The 18,764-nt window shown below is 71.3% G+C and carries 15 protein-coding genes, 2 pseudogenes and 1 riboswitch; of the genes and pseudogenes, 11 read left to right on the top strand and 6 right to left on the bottom strand.

Annotation, left to right across the window (positions count from 1 at the left end):
- Nucleotides 1-234: 234 nt before the first annotated feature.
- Nucleotides 235-702 (bottom strand): thioredoxin-dependent thiol peroxidase, encoded by a 468-nt coding sequence (gene bcp, locus ABZ154_RS04355; protein WP_356828894.1) that lies wholly within the window; start codon nt 700-702, stop codon nt 235-237.
- A gap of 141 nt (nt 703-843) precedes the next feature.
- Here bcp and ABZ154_RS04350 point away from each other — a divergent pair, with 141 nt between their 5' ends.
- From ABZ154_RS04350 to ABZ154_RS04340, 3 genes are all read left to right on the top strand, one after another.
- Nucleotides 844-1,161 (top strand): DUF3618 domain-containing protein, encoded by a 318-nt coding sequence (locus tag ABZ154_RS04350; protein WP_356828892.1) that lies wholly within the window; start codon nt 844-846, stop codon nt 1,159-1,161.
- A gap of 88 nt (nt 1,162-1,249) precedes the next feature.
- Complete coding sequence (locus tag ABZ154_RS04345) at nt 1,250-1,594, top strand: co-chaperone GroES (protein WP_128847394.1); 345 nt, start codon at nt 1,250-1,252, stop codon at nt 1,592-1,594.
- Nucleotides 1,595-1,650: 56 nt separating this feature from the next.
- A riboswitch (guanidine-III (ykkC-III) riboswitch) is annotated at nt 1,651-1,721 on the top strand.
- Nucleotides 1,722-1,779: 58 nt separating this feature from the next.
- A complete protein-coding gene (locus ABZ154_RS04340; RefSeq protein WP_018512395.1) occupies nt 1,780-2,100 on the top strand; it encodes a multidrug efflux SMR transporter in 321 nt (106 codons plus the stop codon).
- Nucleotides 2,101-2,103: 3 nt separating this feature from the next.
- Here ABZ154_RS04340 and ABZ154_RS04335 read toward each other — a convergent pair whose 3' ends face one another.
- Nucleotides 2,104-4,515 carry a transglycosylase domain-containing protein gene (locus ABZ154_RS04335; protein WP_356828890.1) on the bottom strand — a complete coding sequence of 804 codons (2,412 nt, stop codon included), beginning with the start codon at nt 4,513-4,515 and terminating at the stop codon, nt 2,104-2,106.
- A gap of 218 nt (nt 4,516-4,733) precedes the next feature.
- Here ABZ154_RS04335 and ABZ154_RS04330 point away from each other — a divergent pair, with 218 nt between their 5' ends.
- The 4 genes from ABZ154_RS04330 (at nt 4,734) to ABZ154_RS04315 (ending at nt 8,287) form a co-directional block, all read left to right on the top strand.
- Entirely contained in the window at nt 4,734-5,534 is an 801-nt protein-coding gene (locus tag ABZ154_RS04330) for an ABC-2 family transporter protein (protein WP_356828888.1), read from the top strand.
- The gene (locus ABZ154_RS04325; protein ID WP_356828886.1) at nt 5,527-6,405 is read left to right on the top strand and encodes an ABC transporter permease; all 879 of its coding nucleotides are present in this window, start codon (nt 5,527-5,529) and stop codon (nt 6,403-6,405) included. Before ABZ154_RS04330 ends, ABZ154_RS04325 begins: the two co-directional genes overlap by 8 nt.
- A 17-nt stretch (nt 6,406-6,422) precedes the next feature.
- Complete coding sequence (locus ABZ154_RS04320; protein ID WP_356828884.1) at nt 6,423-7,466, top strand: ATP-binding cassette domain-containing protein; 1,044 nt, start codon at nt 6,423-6,425, stop codon at nt 7,464-7,466.
- Between the two features lie 104 nt (nt 7,467-7,570).
- Complete coding sequence (locus ABZ154_RS04315; protein ID WP_356829094.1) at nt 7,571-8,287, top strand: DUF1707 domain-containing protein; 717 nt, start codon at nt 7,571-7,573, stop codon at nt 8,285-8,287.
- A 41-nt stretch (nt 8,288-8,328) separates the two neighbouring features.
- On the opposite strand, the gene ABZ154_RS04310 is transcribed toward ABZ154_RS04315, so the two are convergent.
- The gene (locus ABZ154_RS04310) at nt 8,329-9,570 is read right to left on the bottom strand and encodes an SGNH/GDSL hydrolase family protein (RefSeq protein WP_356828883.1); all 1,242 of its coding nucleotides are present in this window, start codon (nt 9,568-9,570) and stop codon (nt 8,329-8,331) included.
- Nucleotides 9,571-9,667: 97 nt separating this feature from the next.
- Between ABZ154_RS04310 and ABZ154_RS04305 the strand changes: the two genes are divergently transcribed.
- Entirely contained in the window at nt 9,668-11,215 is a 1,548-nt protein-coding gene (locus tag ABZ154_RS04305; RefSeq protein WP_356828881.1) for a DUF445 domain-containing protein, read from the top strand.
- 152 nt (nt 11,216-11,367) lie between these two features.
- Here the strand turns inward: ABZ154_RS04305 and ABZ154_RS04300 are convergent, their stop codons facing one another.
- Nucleotides 11,368-11,679, bottom strand: a complete 312-nt coding sequence (locus ABZ154_RS04300) for a hypothetical protein (RefSeq protein WP_356829092.1) — start codon at nt 11,677-11,679, stop codon at nt 11,368-11,370.
- A 276-nt stretch (nt 11,680-11,955) separates the two neighbouring features.
- Here ABZ154_RS04300 and ABZ154_RS04295 point away from each other — a divergent pair, with 276 nt between their 5' ends.
- Nucleotides 11,956-12,531 carry a hypothetical protein gene (locus ABZ154_RS04295; protein ID WP_356828879.1) on the top strand — a complete coding sequence of 192 codons (576 nt, stop codon included), beginning with the start codon at nt 11,956-11,958 and terminating at the stop codon, nt 12,529-12,531.
- 65 nt (nt 12,532-12,596) lie between these two features.
- On the opposite strand, the pseudogene ABZ154_RS04290 reads toward ABZ154_RS04295, so the two are convergent.
- Nucleotides 12,597-12,798, bottom strand: a pseudogene (locus ABZ154_RS04290) (hypothetical protein); the annotation flags it as partial.
- A 74-nt stretch (nt 12,799-12,872) separates the two neighbouring features.
- Nucleotides 12,873-13,856, bottom strand: a pseudogene (locus tag ABZ154_RS04285) (MFS transporter); the annotation flags it as partial.
- Nucleotides 13,857-14,111: 255 nt separating this feature from the next.
- On the opposite strand from ABZ154_RS04285, the gene ABZ154_RS04280 reads away from it, so the two are divergent.
- Both ABZ154_RS04280 and ABZ154_RS04275 read left to right on the top strand, forming a co-directional pair.
- Entirely contained in the window at nt 14,112-16,232 is a 2,121-nt protein-coding gene (locus ABZ154_RS04280; protein ID WP_356829090.1) for a discoidin domain-containing protein, read from the top strand.
- Between the two features lie 321 nt (nt 16,233-16,553).
- The gene (locus ABZ154_RS04275) at nt 16,554-18,704 is read left to right on the top strand and encodes a discoidin domain-containing protein (protein ID WP_356829088.1); all 2,151 of its coding nucleotides are present in this window, start codon (nt 16,554-16,556) and stop codon (nt 18,702-18,704) included.
- The last annotated feature ends 60 nt before the right edge of the window (nt 18,705-18,764 follow it).

Raw genomic sequence — 18,764 nt, 5'->3', positions numbered from 1 at the left:
GCGATGTCCCTCACATGATCGCGCCATCGTTTCGGGGCAGACGTGAGGGCTGACGCGGTCCGGCACGGGCCGGAAACGGTCGTGGAGGGGCTTGGGAGCGTTCCGGGGGCCGGATCCCCGTTCCTGTCCCGTTCCCGTCCCGGCGCGCAGGGGGCGGCGCCCGGTTCGCCCACCCCGGATGGCCCATCCGGGGTGGGTTGGGTGGGGCGGCGGACCGGGCGGTGGGCCCGGAGGTCAGATGCCCAGGTCCCTGATGATCTTGGCCACGTGGCCGGTGGCCTTGACGTTGTAGAAGGCGTGCTCGACCTTGCCGTCCTCGTCGACGACGACGGTGGAGCGGATCACGCCCGTCACCACTTTGCCGTAGAGCTTCTTCTCGCCGAAGGCGCCGTACGCCTCCAGGGTCTCCTTGGACGGGTCGCCGACCAGCGTGACCTTCAGGTTCTCCTGCTCGCGGAACTTCGCGAGCTTCTCCGGCTTGTCGGGGGAGACGCCGATGACGTCGTATCCGGCGCCCGCCAGGACGTCGAGGTTGTCCGTGAAGTCGCAGGCCTGCTTGGTGCAACCGGGGGTAAGAGCAGCCGGGTAGAAGTAGACGATGACCTTGCGGCCCTTGTGGTCCGCGAGCGAGACCTCGTTGCCGTCGGCGTCGGGAAGGGTGAAGGCGGGAGCGGGGTCGCCGGGCTTGAGTCGCTCGCTCATGTGGTTCTCCTCGGGTGGTGCACGGGTCGGACGGGACCGAGCGTAATAGGGGTGCCGCCGGGTGTGCGGGGGTTCGAGCTGACAGACTGTCGACGAAGGTTCAGACGAAGGTTTACCGGACACGACCACGGAGGCGGCGCAGTGTCGGATGCCAGGACCCCTGCGCAGATCGAGGCGGACATCATCAGCAGGCGCGAGCAGCTCGCTGTGGTGCTCGACGAGATCGGGGTGCGGGTACACCCGAAGACGATCATCGGTGACGCGAAGGCCAGGGCGGCTCAGACCGTGGACCGCACGGCCGGCCGCGCGTTCGTCACGGTGAATCGCTCGGTGTCACAGGTGAAGGCGCAGTTCGTCGCGGCGGACGGCTCGCCGCGGCTGGAGCGGGTGATTCCCGCCGCGCTGCTGGTGGTGGGTGTGGTGGGGCTGCTCACCGTCTCCAAGCGCCGCCGCGGATGACCGGTCTCCTCCGGGAGGCGCACGGGACGCACGGGCCGCACGGCCCCCTCGGGCGTGCGCGCCGGTGCGGTGACGGTAGGTTGCGGGCGTGAGCGAGAAGACCCACGACGATGACAAGCTGCCCATCCGCATGCTGCACGACCGTGTCCTGGTGCGGAACGACACCGCCGAGGGCGAGCGGCGCTCCGGCGGCGGCATCCTGATCCCGGCGACGGCCGCGGTGGGCCGGCGGCTCGCCTGGGCCGTGGTCGTCGCGGTCGGCCAGAACGTGCGGACGGTGGAGCCCGGGGACCGGGTGCTGTACGACCCCGAGGACCGTGCCGAGGTCGAGGTGCGGGGTGTGGCGTACGTGCTGATGCGCGAGCGCGACCTGCACGCGGTGGCGGCGGACCGGTTCGAGGGTTCGGTGGACTCGACCGGGTTGTATCTGTAGGACGAAATCCGCAGGACGAAGGGCGGAGGCCTGGTGACCATGGTCACCAGGCCTCCCTGCCGTTCCTTGCTACGGTGGAACCACCCCGACGAGACGCGCCGTACCGGGCAGGCAAAGACGACGCACCCGTGTTGGTTCGCGTGTTCGCGTTATCACGCGCTCGCGTGTTGTCGTCGGAGGTTCTCGTGGCCTGGGTTCTGTTGATCGTCGCCGGTCTGCTCGAAGTGGGCTGGTCGATCGGGATGAAGTACACCGAGGGGTTCACCCGGCTCTGGCCGAGCGTGTTCACCGGCCTCGGGATCGTGGCGAGCATGGTGCTGCTGTCGCATGCGGCGAAGACGCTGCCGATCGGTACGGCGTACGGGGTGTGGGTCGGCATCGGCGCGGCCGGTGCGGCGATCCTGGGCATGGTCGTGCTGAACGAGCCGGTGACCGCCGCCCGGATCTTCTTCGTCTGTCTGCTGCTGGTCGCGGTGGTGGGGCTGAAGGCGACCTCCGGGCACTGAGGGTCACTCGCCCGGGTCGCGGGCGCCGCGGACCCCTTCGATGAAGCTGCCGCCGAGGGCTCCCGTATCGCCGTCGCCGTTGTCTCCGTCGGTGCCGCCCTCGGTGCCGGTGCCGGTTCCGCCGTCGCCGGTGTCCCCGGTCGTTCCGCCCCCGTCCGTACCTCCTGTCGCGCCGCCGGTGGTTCCGGTGCCGTCGCCGTTGCCCGGCGGGGCGGGCGAGGCGGGGGCCGAGGGGGCGGTGGTGCCGGCCGTGGTGTCGGCCGGGGCGCTGGGGGAGGTGCTGGACGGCTCGCCGTCCGGGGTGTCCGGTCCGGTGATGGTGTCGGTTCCGTCCTCGCCCGGCTCCTGGGGTTCGTCGGAGCCGGGGGCCGTCTGGAGGTCGAACTCCCGGGCCGGGGAGGAGCGCAGGGCCGCTTCCGTGTAGGCGGCCCAGGTCTCGGCGGGGACGCCGCCGCCGTTGACGCGGTTCAGGCCGAGGGCTCCGTACAGGGGGGTCTGGGTGCCGGAGTCGGGGTCCTGGCCCATCACGGCGACGACGGTCGCGAGGTCGGGGGTGTACCCGGCGAACCAGGCGGCCTTGTCCTCCTCGGCGGTGCCCGTCTTGCCGACGGCGGGGCGTCCCGCGGCCTGGGCTGCGGAGCCGGTGCCGCCCTCGACGACGGAGCGGAGGAGGGCGGTGGTGGTGTCGGCGGCCTCGCGGGTGACGGCCTGTTCGGTCTTCCGGTCGGGCAGCTCGATCTCGGTGCCGTCCTTGGTGACCTTGTCGACGAGGGTGTACGGGCCGTGCCGGCCGTGGTTGGCGAGCGTCGCGTAGGCCTCGGTGAGGTCCAGGACGCTGGCGGTGGCGGGGCCGAGCGCGATGGAGGGGGAGGCGGTGAGGTCGGGGGTGGTCTTCGGGATGCCGAGGGCGACCGCGGTCTCCCGGACCTTCTCGGGGCCGACGTCCTGGGCCATCTGCGCGTAGACGGCGTTGACGGACTTGTCGGTGGCGGTGCGGACGGTGATCTGGCCGTAGTCGACGTCGTCCTCGTTGGCGGGGTCGTATCCGGTGGAGCCCTGGGGGCCCTGGACGGTGCGCTTGTTGGTGCCGTCGTAGTACGTCTCCGGGGTGATGCGCCGGCCGTCCTGGGTGGTGGAGTCGTTGGCGATGGCGGAGGTGAAGACGAACGGCTTGAAGGTGGAGCCGACCTGGTAGTCGCGGCGGGTGGCGTTGTTGACGTACTGCTGGGTGTAGTCGATGCCGCCGTACATCGCGACGACCTCGCCGGTCTCCGGGACGATGGAGGCGCCGCCGACGCGCACGTATCTGTCGGCCTCGCGGTCGCCGCTCCGCTTCTTCGTCACGTTGTCCTTGACCGCCGCGACGAAGGCGTCCTGCTTCTTCTTGTCGAGGGTGGTGGTGATGCGGTGGCCGCCGGTCGCGAGGGTCTTCTCGTCGATGATCCCGTTGCCGGTGAGGTACTGCTCGACGGCCTGCACCAGGTAGCCGCGCTGGCCGGAGAGGCTGGTGGGGGGCTTGGCCTCGCCGGGTACGGGGAACTCGGTCGTCGACCGTTCGCCGGAGTCGAGCCAGTCCTCCTTGACCATGCCGTCCAGGACGTAGTTCCAGCGGTTCAGGGCGGCGGGCTTGCTGTCGGGGTGGGCGACGACGTCGTACGCGCTGGGGGCGTTCAGCAGGGAGGCGAGGTAGGCGGCCTCGGCGGTGGTGAGGTCCTCGACGTTCTTGCCGTAGTACGCCTGGGCGGCGGCCTGGATGCCGTAGGCGTTGCGCCCGAAGTAGCTGGTGTTGAGGTAGCCCTCGAAGATCTGGTCCTTGCTCTGCTCGCGGTTGAGCTTGATCGCGATGAAGAACTCCTTGGCCTTGCGGACGACGGTCCGTTCCTGGCCGAGGTAGTAGTTCTTGACGTACTGCTGGGTGATGGTGGAGCCGCCCTGCTTGCCCTTGCCGGTCGCGGTGTTCCAGCCGGCCCGGAACATGGCCCGTACGTCGACGGCGGGCTGGTTGTAGAAGTCGCGGTCCTCGGCGGCGAGTACGGCCCGCTGGACGGTGGCGGGCACCTGGGAGAGCTTGACCTTCTCCCGGTTCACCTCGCCGTCGCGGGCCAGGACGGTGCCGTCCTTGTAGAGGTAGACGTTGGACTGGGCGTCGGCGCCGGCGTTGGCGGCCGGGATGTCGACGAGCTGGTACCCGGCGAAGAACCCGCCGACGAGCAGCAGGCCGGCCACCAGGACCGACCCGAGGACCATCCGCCAGGTCGGGAGGAGGCGGCGCCAGCCGGTCCGTTGGGGGCGCTTTTCGCGCCCCTTCTTTCCTGGGGCGTTCCCCCGCGCTCCCTGCGCGCCCTCGTCGTCCCCGGGGCTCGCGGAGGCGGCTGAGGGGTCCCGGGGGGCCCAGGTCTGGTGCTCGTCGCTCATGTCGGTGCGGGCTCCTCGGGTGCGGTCGGTGCACCCATAGTGCCCGTTTCGCCGGGAAACCCTCGTATCATCCTCCGATCTCCCCCGTTCTTCCGTACCCGTCGCCCCTCGAAAAGCGGTCGCGGTGGTCTCCGCCGGTGCACTATGGTCGGCCGCTTTGGTGTCCGGAGCGGGGGGCGCGGCTTCCGGCACGGCGGCGGCGGGGGAGAGGGGACGGCGTGCGGCTGTACGCAGTGGTGGCGGCGGGCGGGTTCCGGCGCTACGCCACGTACCGGACGGCGACGGCCGCGGGGGTGTTCACCAACACCGTCTTCGGCTTCATCCTGGCGTACACCTACACAGCCCTGTGGGACGCGCGCCCGCAGCTCGGCGGGTACGACATGTCCCAGGCGCTGGCGTACGTCTGGATCGGGCAGGGCCTGCTGGCGGCCTGCGCCATGATGGGCGGCGGTTTCGAGGACGAGCTGATGGAGCGGATCCGTACGGGGGACATCGCCGTGGACCTGTACCGTCCGGCCGACCTCCAGCTCTGGTGGCTGGCCGGGGACCTGGGCCGGGCGGCGTTCCAGCTGATCGGGCGCGGGGTGGTACCGATGCTCGCGGGGGCGCTCGCCTTCGACATCGCGCTCCCCGGCTCGGCGTGGATCTGGCCGGCGTTCCTCCTCTCCGTCCTGCTGGGCATCGTCGTGAGCTTCGCCGTGCGCTACCTGGTCGCGTTGTCGGCGTTCTGGCTGCTGGACGGGGCGGGGGCGACCCAGATGGCCTGGCTGCTGGGGCTGTTCTTCTTCGGGATGCTGCTGCCGCTGCCGCTCTTCCCCGGGCTGCTGGGCGAGGTGGCCCGGATCCTGCCGTGGTCCTCGCTGCTCCAGATCCCGGCCGATGTGTTCCTCGGCACCTACACGGGGTGCGGGCTGGTGGAGGCGTACGCGTTCCAGGGCGGCTGGGCGGTGGCGCTGCTGCTGGCGGGGCGGCTGCTCCAGACCGTGGCGACGAGGAGGGTGGTGGTGCAGGGTGGCTGAGACGGTGGCGGTGCGGCCCGGCGAGAGCCGGGGAGCGGGCGGCTTCGCGTACGAGGACCGGCCCCGGCTGCTCGAGGGGCTGCGCGCCTACGGGCTGATCGTGGCGATGTGGGTGCGCTCGACGATGGCGTACCGGGCCTCGTTCGTCATGACGACGTGCGGGAACCTCGCGGTGACGGCGTTCGACTTCCTCACGATCGTGCTGATGTTCACGCACGTCGACGCGCTGGGCGGCTACACGCTCCCGGAGATCGCCCTGTTGTACGGGGTGTCGGCGACGGCGTTCGGGCTCTGCGACCTGCTGCTGGGGTCGATGGAGCGGCTGGGCCGCCGGGTACGGGACGGGACGCTGGACACCCTGCTGGTACGGCCGGTCCCGGTGCTGGCACAGGTGGCGGCGGACCGGTTCGCGCTGCGCCGCATCGGGCGGATCCTCCAGGGCCTCGCCGTGCTGGTCTATGCGCTGGCCACCCTGGACATCGCGTGGACGCCGCTGAAGGCGGCGATGCTGCCGGTGATGGTGATCAGTGGGGCGGCGGTCTTCGGGGCGGTCTTCGTGGCCGGGGCGGCGTTCCAGTTCGTCGCGCAGGACGCCTCGCAGGTGCAGAGCGCCTTCACGTACGGCGGGGCGACGCTGCTCCAGTACCCGCCGACGATCTTCGCGAAGGACCTGGTGCGCGGGGTGACGTTCGTGGTGCCGCTGGCCTTCGTCAGCTGGCTGCCCACGCTGTACGTGCTGGACCGGGAGTATCCGCTGGATCTCCCGCAGTGGGTGGCGTTCCTGCCGCCGGTGGTGGCCGTGGGGTTCGGGGCGCTGGCCGGGCTCGCGTGGCGGGCGGCGCTGCGGACGTACCGGAGTACGGGCAGCTGAGGGAAGAGGAGTCGAACATGTTGGACACATCGGTCGGAGCCACGGGGGAGGGCAGGGGGCTGCGTGACGACGGCTTCATCACCCTCGACGGCGTCGAGAAGGTCTTCCAGGTCCGCCGGAAGGCCGGTCTGCTGCGCCGGGAGCGGTATGAGGTGCGGGCCGTGGACGGCATCAGCTTCCAGGTCGCGCGCGGCGAGATGGTCGGCTACATCGGGCCCAACGGGGCCGGCAAGTCGACCACGATCAAGATGCTGACGGGCATCCTCACCCCGAGCGGCGGCCGGCTGCGCGTGGCGGGCATCGACCCGTCCCGGGAGCGTACGAGGCTTGCGCACCGCATCGGTGTGGTCTTCGGCCAGCGGACCACCCTCTGGTGGGACCTGCCGCTGCGCGACTCGTACCGGCTGATGCACCGCATGTACCGCATCCCGGACCGCCGTTACCGGGAGAATCTGGACCGGTGCGTCGAACTTCTCGAGCTGGGCGAGCTGTTGGAGGTTCCCGTACGGCAACTGTCCCTGGGGCAGCGGATGCGGGGCGACATCGCGGCGGCGCTGCTGCACGATCCGGAGGTGCTCTACCTGGACGAGCCGACGATCGGACTCGATGTGATCTCGAAGGCCAGAGTGCGGCAGTTCCTCAAGGAGCTGAACGCGGAGCGCGGGACCACGGTGCTGCTGACGACGCACGACCTGACCGACATCGAGCAGCTGTGCCGCCGGGTGATGGTGATCGACCACGGCCGTCTGATGTACGACGGTTCGCTCGCCGGTCTCCACGAGGTGGGGGAGAGCGAGCGGATACTGGTGGTGGACCTGGAGCGTGAACTCCCGCCGATCGAGCTGACGTCCGGCGGGCCAGGGCCGGGTGCGGGGGCCGGGCCGCTTCTGCGGGTGGTCAAGGTGGAGGGCCCGCGCCAGTGGCTGGCCTTCCCCGCCTCGGCCTCGGCCGCCCCGCTGGTGGCGCGGATCGCGGCGGAGTACCCGCTGATGGACCTGTCGGTGCGGGAGCCGGACATCGAAGCCGTGATCGCGAGGATGTACGAGGCGGCGGCGCCGTGAGGCGTTCCGCGTGAGCCGACGCGTGCGGGTCCTGGTCCTGTACGTCTGTGCCGGGACCGGTTGCGTTCAATAGGGTGCGTGGCATGACAAGTGAACGTCCGGACATGCGTGCCTCCGATGCGGAACGTGAGCGGATCGCCGAGCTGCTGAGGGAGGCCGTGGCCGAGGGCCGGCTGGAGATGGACGAGTTCGAGCAGCGCCTCGAAACGGCCTACACGGCCCGTACGCACGGGGAGTTGGAGCCGCTCGTCCGGGACCTTCCGGCACCCGGCACGGTGGTGGCCCCGGTGGGCTACTCCGCGCCCGCTCCGCTGCGGGGCTCCGCCGCGAACTGGCCCGCGCGGATCGGTGGCACGGCCACCTCCAGGGGCGGGTTCGCCCTGTGGGGCGGCTTCAACCGGAAGGGCCGCTGGACGGTGGGCCGGAAGTTCACCGCGTTCGCGATGTGGGGCGGCGGCGAGATCGACCTGCGCGAGGCGGACTTCGAGGACCGCGACGTCGTCATCCGCTGCGTCGCGATCATGGGCGGCATCCATGTGACGGCCCCGCCGGAGCTGAACGTGGACGTCCGGGGCGTCGGCATCATGGGCGGTTTCGGCGAGGGCCCGAACGAGGAAGGCGAGACGGTGCCGGAGGCCCCGCGCGTACGGATCACGGGTCTGGCGCTGATGGGCGGCGTCGGGGTGGAGCGCAAGCGGACGAAGGCGGAGCGCCGCCGCCTGAGGGAGGCGGCGGAGGCCGAGCGGGAGGTCCGCGAACGGCAGGGGCTGGACGGCCCGGAGAAGGGGCCGGGGGGCGGCGGCCGCAAGGGACTGGGCTGAGCTACCGGCCTCCGTACGTCACGCTTCCCGTCCCCCTCCCGCTACAGCTCGTCGGACTCCGGCGTACCGGCCTGCTCCAGGGACAGCAGGTCGATCCGCTCGCCCAGCGCCCGGTACCCGGCGTCGTTGAAGTGCACGCGGTCGCCGGAGTCGTAGGCCGCGAGCAGCCGGTTCGGGGCGGCGGGGTCGCGGACGGTCTCGTCGAAGTCGACGTACGCGTCGAAGACGGTGCCCGTCCGGATCTGCTCGTTGACCGCGAGCCGTACGGCGTTGCGCTCCGGCGTCCAGGTGCGGTAGCCCTCGAACGGGGTGAGGGTCACGCCGACGACCGTGAGACCGCGGGCCCGTGCCTGGTCGGCGAGGGCACGCAGGCCGGCCACGATGCGCCCGGCGTCGGTCTCCTGCGGGGCCTGCTGGATGTCGTTGATGCCGAGGGCCACGATCACGGTGCGCACCCCGGCGACCGAGAGCGCGTCCCGCTCGAACCGGACGATGCCGGCCTGGCCCGACGAGCCCTGGATGAGGAGCCGGTTGCCCGCGATGCCCGCGTTGGCGACCCCGTACCGGCCGCCCAGCCGGTCCGCGAGGACGTCGGGCCAGCGGGCGTTGGCGTCGGTGGTGGAGCCGCTGCCCGCGGTGAGGGAGTCCCCGATGACGACGACGGTGCCGGGTACGGCTTCGTTGCGGACGTCCACGGCGGTCAGGTAGCGCCAGGTGGTGGTGGACCAGGTGCCGCGGCTGTCGGCCCGGTAGGACGTCTGGTGGCTGTTCGGGTGGTGGGTGACCGGGCCGCCCGGGCGCGGGGTGCGGAGGCTGACCTCGAGGTCGGAGTCGGGCGCGACCGGCACGACGACCGGGTCGCTGACGACCTGCCCGCCCGCCGCGACGGTGATGGTGGTGGCGCCGTCGAAGGTCACCGGGCGGGTGTTGACGGTGGCCTGGTCGACGAGGAGCGGGACGGTGCCGAAGAGGTTGGAGAGCGTGATGCGGGCGGCGTCCCCGCCGACGCTGGTGTGAACGACGTTACGGATGGTGCTGCCGGGGAAGCCGTTGTCGGTGTTCGGCTCCGGGCCGACGGGTGCCGTGGTCCAGGTGGCGATCCAGTTCCCGCCGACGTTGGCGGGCGCGACGGGGTTGCGGGCCGCCGCGTGCGTCTCGGCGGGCGGGGGCGGGGCCTGCCGTTGGCCGGAGAGGAGCGTCGTGCCGAACACGGTGGCTGCGGCGAGTACGGCGGTGCCCGCCAGTAGGGCGATGAGCAGGGCGTACCCCTGGCGCCTGGGCATGTGCGGTGGTTCTCCTTGTGATGATCGTGCTGGTCCCATGATGCGACAGGCCGCGGGGAACTCGACGTGCGGCCCGGGAGTAGGGGAAGTAGGGACAATGCGTACGTCGCGGGGGCGAGGCGTCCGCGGACGGCTGGATCGGCTGGAACGGGCTGGACGGGTGGGACGGGTGGAGCGCATGGGACCGACCGGTTCCGGAGAGCAGGACGCGGTGCAGCAGCCAGGGCAGGACCCGGACCCCGGGGGAGGCGGGTCCGGCACGCGGACCGGGGCCCGTAAGGAGCTGGACCCGGGGGCGTCGGGCGGCCCCGGTGCCGGGACGGCGGGCGGCCCCGGACCCAGCACCGGGAAGGGCGCTGCGCCCGGCCCCGGCCCGCTGGCCTCGTTCGCATACACCGCCGCCGACGAGGAGAAACAGCGCGGCGTCCGGCGCATGAAGCTCACGGCCACCGGCCTCCTTCTGCTCGTCGCTCTGGTCTATGTCCTGGCCACCTGGGCGGAACACTCAGGTGTGAAGGGCTGGCCGGGCTACGTCGCGGCGGCTGCCGAGGCGGGGATGGTGGGCGCTCTGGCGGACTGGTTCGCCGTTACGGCGCTGTTCCGGCGCCCGCTCGGCCTGCCCATCCCCCACACGGCCATCATCCCCACCAAGAAGGATCAGCTAGGACAGTCCCTCGGTTCCTTCGTTGGTGAGAACTTTCTCTCCGGAGACGTCATTCGTGACCGAATTCACGCGCTGGGGGTCGGTCGGAGGGCCGGTGCGTGGCTTGCCGAGCCCGCCCACGCCGACCGGGTCACCGCCGAGTTGGCGACGGCGCTGCGCGGCGCGCTGACGGTTCTGCGGGATTCCGACGTCCAGGCGGTCGTCGGCGAGGCCATCACCCGGCGGGCCAACGCGGCGGAGGTCGGCCCCGGCCTCGGCAAGATGCTGGAGCGGATCGTGGAGGACGGCGGCCACCGCAAGGTCGTCGACCTCGTCTGCGTACGGGCGCACGACTGGCTGGTCGAGCACGGCGACTCGGTGATGGACGCGGTGCAGGGCGGGGCGCCGGGCTGGACCCCGCGCTTCGTGGACAAGCGGGTGGGTGAGCGGGTCTACAAGGAACTGCTGCGGTTCGTCACGGAGATGCGGGACATGCCGGGCCACCCGGCACGCGGTTCCATCGACACGTTCCTCGCCGACTTCGCGGCCGACCTCCGGAGCGACTCCGACACCCGGGCCCGGGTGGAGCGGCTGAAGTCGGAGATCCTGGGCCGCGGCGAGGTGCAGGACGTCATCGCGTCGGCCTGGTCCTCCGTCCGTACGATGCTCCTCGCGGCGGCCGAGGACGAGCGCAGCGAACTGCGGCTGCGGGCCCGCGCGTCCCTGATGTCGCTGGGCGCCAAGCTGGCGGGCGACGAGCGGCTCCAGGGCAAGCTGGACGGCTGGCTGGAGGACGCGGCGGTTTACGTGGTCACGACGTACCGGGCCGAGATCACCTCGCTGATCAGCGAGACGGTGTCGAGCTGGGACGCGGACCAGACGTCGAAGAAGATCGAGGCGCACATCGGCCGTGACCTGCAGTTCATCCGCATCAACGGCACGGTGGTGGGCGCGCTGGCGGGCCTGGCGATCCACACGGTGTCGCGGGCGCTGGGCGGCTGATCCCGCCTCCCGGCCGAGGGTTCCGGGTGCGTACCCGTCCTGTCGTACGGGCACGCACCCGGCTTACACGGGGGAGTTGCCCGGTGGTACGGGCGCGGCGCGGCGGGTGTTCAACGCGGCGCGGACTTCTTCCGGGCCCCGGGGGAGAGGGCCTACGCGCGGCGGGTGACGGCCCAGGAGGCGGCGGCCACGCCACCGGCGACGGCGAAGACGGCGGGCCAGGCGCCGACCTTCCTGGCGAGCGGATGCGACCCGGCGAAGGCGGCGACGTACGCGACGGTCAGCGCGGTGGCCGCACGCGGTCCGGCCTGACGGTTCCATTCGTACGCGGCGAGGGACCCGGCGGCGGCGAGCGCCACCCCGCCGAGCGGACGCTTCCTGGTCCACCGGGCGACGCCGTACCCCCCGACGAGCCCGCTCGCCGCCACCGCCGCTGCCGGAACCTTCGCCATCGCCGCCACCATCGCTTCCATGTCTGTGTACGTGTCTGCGTCTGTGTACGTACGTGTCCCTGCCGAGGCTAACCTCTGGTCCGGCCGTGCCGACGGGGGCCGGCGGGACAGCGGTACGAAGGGGCGGGGCGTCCTATGGGGACGATCACGGTGACCGGCGAGGGCGCGCGCCGGGCACGACGTCCACCTGGACGACCCGGCGGCGGTGTACGGGGAGGTGGCGGCGTTCCTCGCGGAGGTGGGCCCGGCGGCGGTATAAGGTCTGGACCCATTACACGAGGGGGCCTCATGACTGTACGTACGACTGCCCGCAGCGGCATACGCGCAACCACCACCACCGCAACCGGGCTACGCGCCACGGCAGTTGCGATCCTCGCGGTGGCCGCCCTGGTCTCCTGCACCCAGGAGAAGACCGACAGCGGCCTCGGCGCCGAACCGTCCGCAGCGTCCGCCACGGCGTCGCCGTCGGCCGACCCGGTGGAGAACGCCGACCAGGCCGAGCAGGCGGCCGGCGAGGCCACGGAGGAGCCGACCGCGCCCGCCGAGCCGGCCCCCGAGCTCGTACGCGACGCCTTCGCGACACTCCAGGCCACACTGAACGACACCTGTACGCCGGGCGCGGGGGACTGCGCCTACTTCCTCGGCCGGGTCACCCAGGAACTCACGGAGCTGGACGAGGCGATGCGGGCGGACCCGAAGGGGCCCGGCCACTTCAGGCAGCCGCTCGCGGACATGAAGGTCCTGTTCGGCAAGCTGGGCGAGGACCGGTCGACGCCGCACCTGGAGAAGCACTTCTCCGAGATCGTCGGCACCCGCGACGGCATCAACACATGGATGCAGGACCACCCGGACGACTACCGCTGAGGCAGCCGCCGAGCGGCTCTCCGGGGTGCCGCACGCGCACGCACCCCGGAGAGAGAGCCCCTCCTTCACCCCTCCCGCAGGCTCGTGGTCAGTTCGCGCGGCAGCCCGTGGGTGTCGTGGAGGTAGTGGAAGTCCGCCGAACCGGTCCTCCTCCTCGCGCAGCATCCGGAGAACGTAGTCCGGGCACATTTCCTGCGTGTCCTGCCGGAAGTGGTCCAGCGTGTGCCGCACCAGCTCCTCCGGCAGGTCTCCGACACTGCGCGAGGGGGACCGAGATGCCCATGACACAGCGTCTGGGCCGCCGGGCGACGCAGACTGAGCCATCGCCTGGTCGGACCCCGTCACGCCTTCGACGGGCGTCGGCGCGAGCCCGGAAGTTCGGCCCTCCGCACCGTCCTGCACGCCAGCGCGACGACCACCCCCACGCTCCCGAACACCCCGCACCCGACGAAGACCGGCGCGGCCCCCCACACCCCGATGGCCGCCCCGACCAGCGGGTAGCTCATCGGCGCCAGGCCCACCGAGGTGAGCATCACGAGCGAGGTGACCCGCCCCAGGTACGCGGGGTCCGCGGCGGTCTGGACGAGGGCGTTGGCCAGTGTGCCGCAGATGCCCATGGCCAGGCCCACCGCGCCGGCCAGCGCCACGGCGGGCGGCAGTGTGGGGAGCAGGGCGATGGCGGCCGCGCCCGCGCACCCGACGGACAGGGTCCCGGCCAGGGGCAGCCCGGCCCGGGGGAGCCGTCCGGCGACGGTGAGCAGGACGGCCCCCACGGTGGCCCCCGTGCCGAACCCGCTGATGATCCAGCCGTACCCCGAAGGGCCCCAGCCGCGCTCGCCGCTGAGCAGGACCATGCCCACGTTGAGGGTCCCGGTCAGCCCGAGCTCGCTGATGGCGATGACCGCGATGAGCGGGCCGATGAGGCGGTGGCGGCGGAGGTGGCGCAGGCCGCCGAGGAGGTCCTGCCAGGCGCTGGCGGGGGCGGGTGCCTCACTCCGCACGTCCGCCCCCTCACCCCGTACATCCGCCGCATCGGCCACTTCGCTTGTATCCGGCACGTCCAACGGCCGCAGCCGCACGGTCAGCAGGAGCGGGAGCGACCCGGCGAACAGCACCCCCGCCACGGCGAACGCGGCCGGCGCGCCGCCGAGCCCCATGGCCAGGCCGCCGAGCGGCGGGCCGCTGATCTGGCTGACCCGCATCGACAACGTACGCATGCCGGTCACGCGCGCCAGCTGGTCCGGGGCGGTGATGCGCGGCGGGAGCGCCCCGACGGCGGGGACGAACAGCGCGTCGACCGCGCCGAACGCGAGGTGGGCGACCGCGCTTGTCCTGACTACGCGTCAGCTCCCGCGTGGGGGCGCCGACTTAATCCAAACCGAAAGAAAAGTCGCGTCGGGATTCTTGACCGCGACCATCGCGACGGGCAAGGTTCCGGGAGAGCGCTCTCCCATCGCAGTTCCATCTCGAGGAGCCCCCGCATGCCCGCAGTCGGCATATCCCCAGCGGCCCCGGTGTCCCACGGCACCGGCCGCCGTACCCCCGGATCGAGACCAGTGACCCGCGGCGTCGTCGCCGCGATGGCCACCGCTCTGGCCGCCACCCTTCTCGCCTTCGTCCCCGCCGCGAAGGCCGAGGCCGCACCCGTACTGCTCTCCCAGGGCAAGCCGGTCACCGCGTCCAGCGAGGAGAACTACGGCACCCCGGCCACCGCGGCCGTCGACGGCAACGCCAACACCCGTTGGTCCAGCGCCGCTTCCGACCCGCAGTGGATCCGCGTCGACCTCGGCGCGAGCACGAGGATCAGTCAGGTCGTCCTGGACTGGGAGGCGGCCTACGGCAAGGGCTACCGCGTCGAACTCTCGGCCAACGGCTCCGACTGGTCGACCGCCTACCGGACCACCGAAGGCGACGGCGGCACGGACACCCTGAGCATCAACGGTGAAGCCCGTTACGTACAGGTGTACGGCACCGCCCGTGGCACCGGATACGGCTTCTCCCTCTGGGAGTTCAAGGTCTACGGCGAGTCCGGCGGCACCGACGGCCCGCAGCTGCCCGGCGGCGGCGACCTCGGTCCGAACGTGCACGTCTTCGACCCCTCCACGCCCAACATCCAGGCCAAGCTGGACCAGGTGTTCGACCAGCAGGAGTCCTCGCACTTCGGCAACGGGCGGCACCAGTTCCTCTTCAAGCCCGGCACCTACAACAACCTCAACGCCGAGATCGGCTTCTACACCTCGATCTCCGGCCTCGGCCTCAAGCCCGACGACACCACCATCAACGGTGACGTGACCGTCGACGCCGGCTGGTTCAACGGCAACGCGACGCAGAACTTCTGGCGTTCGGCCGAGAACCTGGCCATCAACCCGGTCAGCGGCACCAACCGCTGGGCCGTCTCGCAGGCCGCCTCCTTCCGCCGCATGCACGTCAAGGGCGGCCTCAACCTGGCCCCGAGCGGCTACGGCTGGGCCAGCGGCGGCTACATCGCCGACTCCAAGGTGGACGGTGAGGTCGGCAACTACTCGCAGCAGCAGTGGTACACCCGCGACAGCGCGATCGGCGGATGGTCCAACTCCGTCTGGAACCAGACCTTCTCGGGCGTCGAGGGCGCACCCGCCACCTCGTTCCCCGAGCCCCGCTACACCACGCTCCAGACCACCCCGATCTCCCGTGAGAAGCCGTTCCTCTACCTGGACGGCACCACGTACAAGGTCTTCGTGCCCGAAAAGCGCACCAACGCCCGTGGCGTCTCCTGGAACGGCACCCCGCGGGGCGCCTCGATCGGCCTGGACGAGTTCTACGTCGTCAAGGAGGGCGCGACCGCGGCCACCGTCAACCAGGCGCTGGCCCAGGGTCTCAACCTGCTGTTCACGCCCGGCATCTACCACGTCGACCAGACCATCAACGTCAACCGCGCGGACACGGTCGTCCTCGGCCTCGGCCTCGCGACGATCATCCCGGACAACGGGGTCACCGCGATGAAGGTCGCCGACGTCGACGGCGTCAAGCTCGCCGGCTTCCTGATCGACGCCGGTACGGTCAACTCACCGACCCTGCTGGAGGTCGGCCCGCAGAACTCCTCCGCGGACCACGCCGCCAACCCCACCACCGTCCAGGACGTCTACATCCGCATCGGCGGCGCGGGTGCCGGCAAGGCCACCACCTCCATCGCCGTGCACAGCGACGACGTGATCATCGACCACACCTGGGTGTGGCGCGCCGACCACGGTGAGGGCGTCGGCTGGGAGACCAACCGCGCCGACTACGGGGTCCGGGTGTACGGCGACGACGTGCTCGCCACCGGCCTCTTCGTGGAGCACTTCAACAAGTACGACGTCGAGTGGTACGGCGAGCGCGGCCGGACGATCTTCTACCAGAACGAGAAGGCGTACGACGCACCCAACCAGGCCGCCATCCAGAACGGCGACACGAAGGGCTTCGCCGCCTACCGGGTCGACGACTCGGTCGACGTCCACGAGGGCTGGGGGATGGGCAGCTACTGCAACTACAACGTCGATTCCACCATCCGCCAGGACCACGGCTTCAAGGCCCCGGTGAAGCCGGGCGTGAAGTTCCACAGCCTGCTCGTGGTGTCGCTCGGCGGGATGGGCCACTACAACCACGTCATCAACAACACCGGAGCCTCCACGGTCCCGGCCGGCACCACCACTGTGCCGTCCACCCTGGTCTCCTTCCCCTGATCCGCCCCTGCGGCGAACCCCTGCGGCGAACCCTGCGGCAAACCCTCGCGGTGAGCTGACCCACGGGGGAGGGCTCCCCGGGCCGGCCCGACCGTCGGCCCGGGCGACGACTCCCCGGGCCGGGCCTGACCCCGGCCCGGGGCAGCTCCCCGCTCACTCCTCCCGGCTCTCTCCCCACGGACGGCCGCCGTCCTCCCCGACGGCGGCCGCCCGCGTTCCCGCACCCAGCCCACCCCTCTCCCTCTCCGTGTCATCGACCCACCCCCTCACCCCCTTCAGGAGCCGCAAGTGCCTTCCTTGCCCCACCTCCGCAGAGCCTCCTTGCCCTCCCTCCGCCGACCCGCGCTCACCCTGACCCTCGCCGCCCTCCTCGCCTCCTCCCTCACCGTCATCACCACCCCCACCGAGGCACGGGCCGCCGACCCCCTGATCTCCCAGGGCAAGACCGCCACCGCCTCCTCACAGGAGGGCGACGGGCTCTCCGCCGCACAGGCCGTCGACGGCGACCTCACCGGCACCCGCTGGGCCAGCCAGTGGTCCGACCCGCAGTGGATCCGGATCGACCTCGGCAAGAGGTCCGACCTGAGCCGGGCCGTGCTCACCTGGGAGGGTGCCTACGGCAAGGCGTACGAGATCCAGGTCAGCGACGACGGCAATGACTGGACCACCATCCGGAAGGTCACCGACGGCGACGGCGGCACCGACGACCTCGCCCTCACCGGCTCCGGCCGCTACGTCCGGATGCTCGGCACCGCCCGCCCCGGCGGATACGGCTACTCCCTCTGGGAGTTCCAGGTCTACGGCACCCAGGGCGACACCCCGCCCCCGGCCGGCGGCGCCGTCAAGGTCACCGGCAGCCAGGGCGCGTGGCAGCTCACCGTCGGCGGACAGCCGTACACCGTCAAGGGCCTGACCTGGGGCCCGTCGATGGCAGACGCTCCGCGCTACATGCCCGACCTGAAGTCGATGGGCGTCAACACCGTCCGCACCTGGGGTACGGACGCGAGCACCAAGCCGCTCCTCGACGCGGCCGCAGCCAACGGCCTGCGCGTCATGAACGGCTTCTGGCTCCAGCCCGGCGGCGGCCCCGGCAGCGGCGGCTGCGCCAACTACGTCACCGACACCACGTACAAGTCGACGATGCTCACCGAGATCGCCAAGTGGGTCGAGACGTACAGGAACCACCCGGCGACCCTCATGTGGAACGTCGGCAACGAGTCGGTCCTCGGTCTACAGAACTGCTACAGCGGCGCGGAGTTGGAGGCCCAGCGCAACGCCTACACGACCTTCGTCAACGACGCGGCCAAGAGGATCCACTCCATCGACGCCGACCACCCGGTGACCTCCACCGACGCGTGGACGGGCGCCTGGCCGTACTACAAGCGCAACGCCCCGGACCTCGACCTCTACTCGATGAACGCGTACGGCGACATCTGCGGCGTCCGCAAGGACTGGGTGGACGGCGGCTACACCAAGCCCTACATCATCACCGAGGCCGGCCCGGCGGGTGAGTGGGAGGTGCCGGACGACGCCAACGGCGTACCCGACGAGCCCACCGACGTACAGAAGCGCGACGGCTACACCAAGGCATGGGACTGCACCGTGGGCCACCAGGGTGTGGCGCTGGGCGCGACCCTCTTCCACTACGGCCTCGAGCACGACTTCGGCGGGGTGTGGTTCAACCTGCTCCCCAGCGGCCTGAAGCGGCTGTCGTACTACTCGGTGAAGAAGGCGTTCACGGGCTCCAACGCCGGTGACAACCTGCCGCCGGTCATCAGCGGCATGACGGTGACGCCGGCCGGATCGGCTCCGGCGGGCGGGGAGTTCACGGTCCACGCGGACATCCGCGACCCCGAGAACGACCCGCTGACGAACAAGATCTTCCTCAGCGGCAACTACGCCAACGGCGACAAGGGACTGATCCCCGCGCAGTTCCGGTCCACGGGCAACGGTACGTTCGCGGTCACCGCGCCCGAGAAGCTCGGCGTGTGGAAGGTCTACATCCGGTCGGAGGACGGAAAGGGCAACGCGGGCATCGAGACGAAGTCGGTCAAGGTCGTCGCCCCGCCCGTGACCGGCACCAACGTGGCTCTCGGCAAGCGCACCACGGCCTCCAGCTCGCAGGCCTCGTACGGCGACTGTCCCTGCCCGCCGGAGCGCGCCACGGACGGCCGGCCCGACACCCGCTGGGCGAGCGACTGGAGCGACCCGCAGTGGATAGCGGTCGACCTCGGCGCACGGACGCCCGTCCGCTCCCTGCAGCTGGTGTGGGACCCGGCGTACGCCAAGTCGTACGAGGTCCAGGTCTCGGACGACGGCACGTCCTGGCGTACGGTCCACACCACGACGACCGGCAACGGTGACATCGACACCATCGCCCTGACCGAAACGGCCCGACACGTGCGGCTCCACCTGACGGGCCGCGGCACGGGCTGGGGCTACTCACTGCACGAGTTCGGCGTCTACAGCTGATCGGGTCCAGCCCTTGATCAGGCCCACCCTCTGACCAGCCTCATCTCCGGGGGCCGTTCC

Source organism: Streptomyces sp. NPDC006261 (genome assembly GCF_040613515.1).
GTDB lineage: Bacteria > Actinomycetota > Actinomycetes > Streptomycetales > Streptomycetaceae > Streptomyces.
The sequence above is the reverse complement of the archived record's forward strand: the minus strand, read 5'-3'. Positions and strand labels throughout refer to the sequence as shown.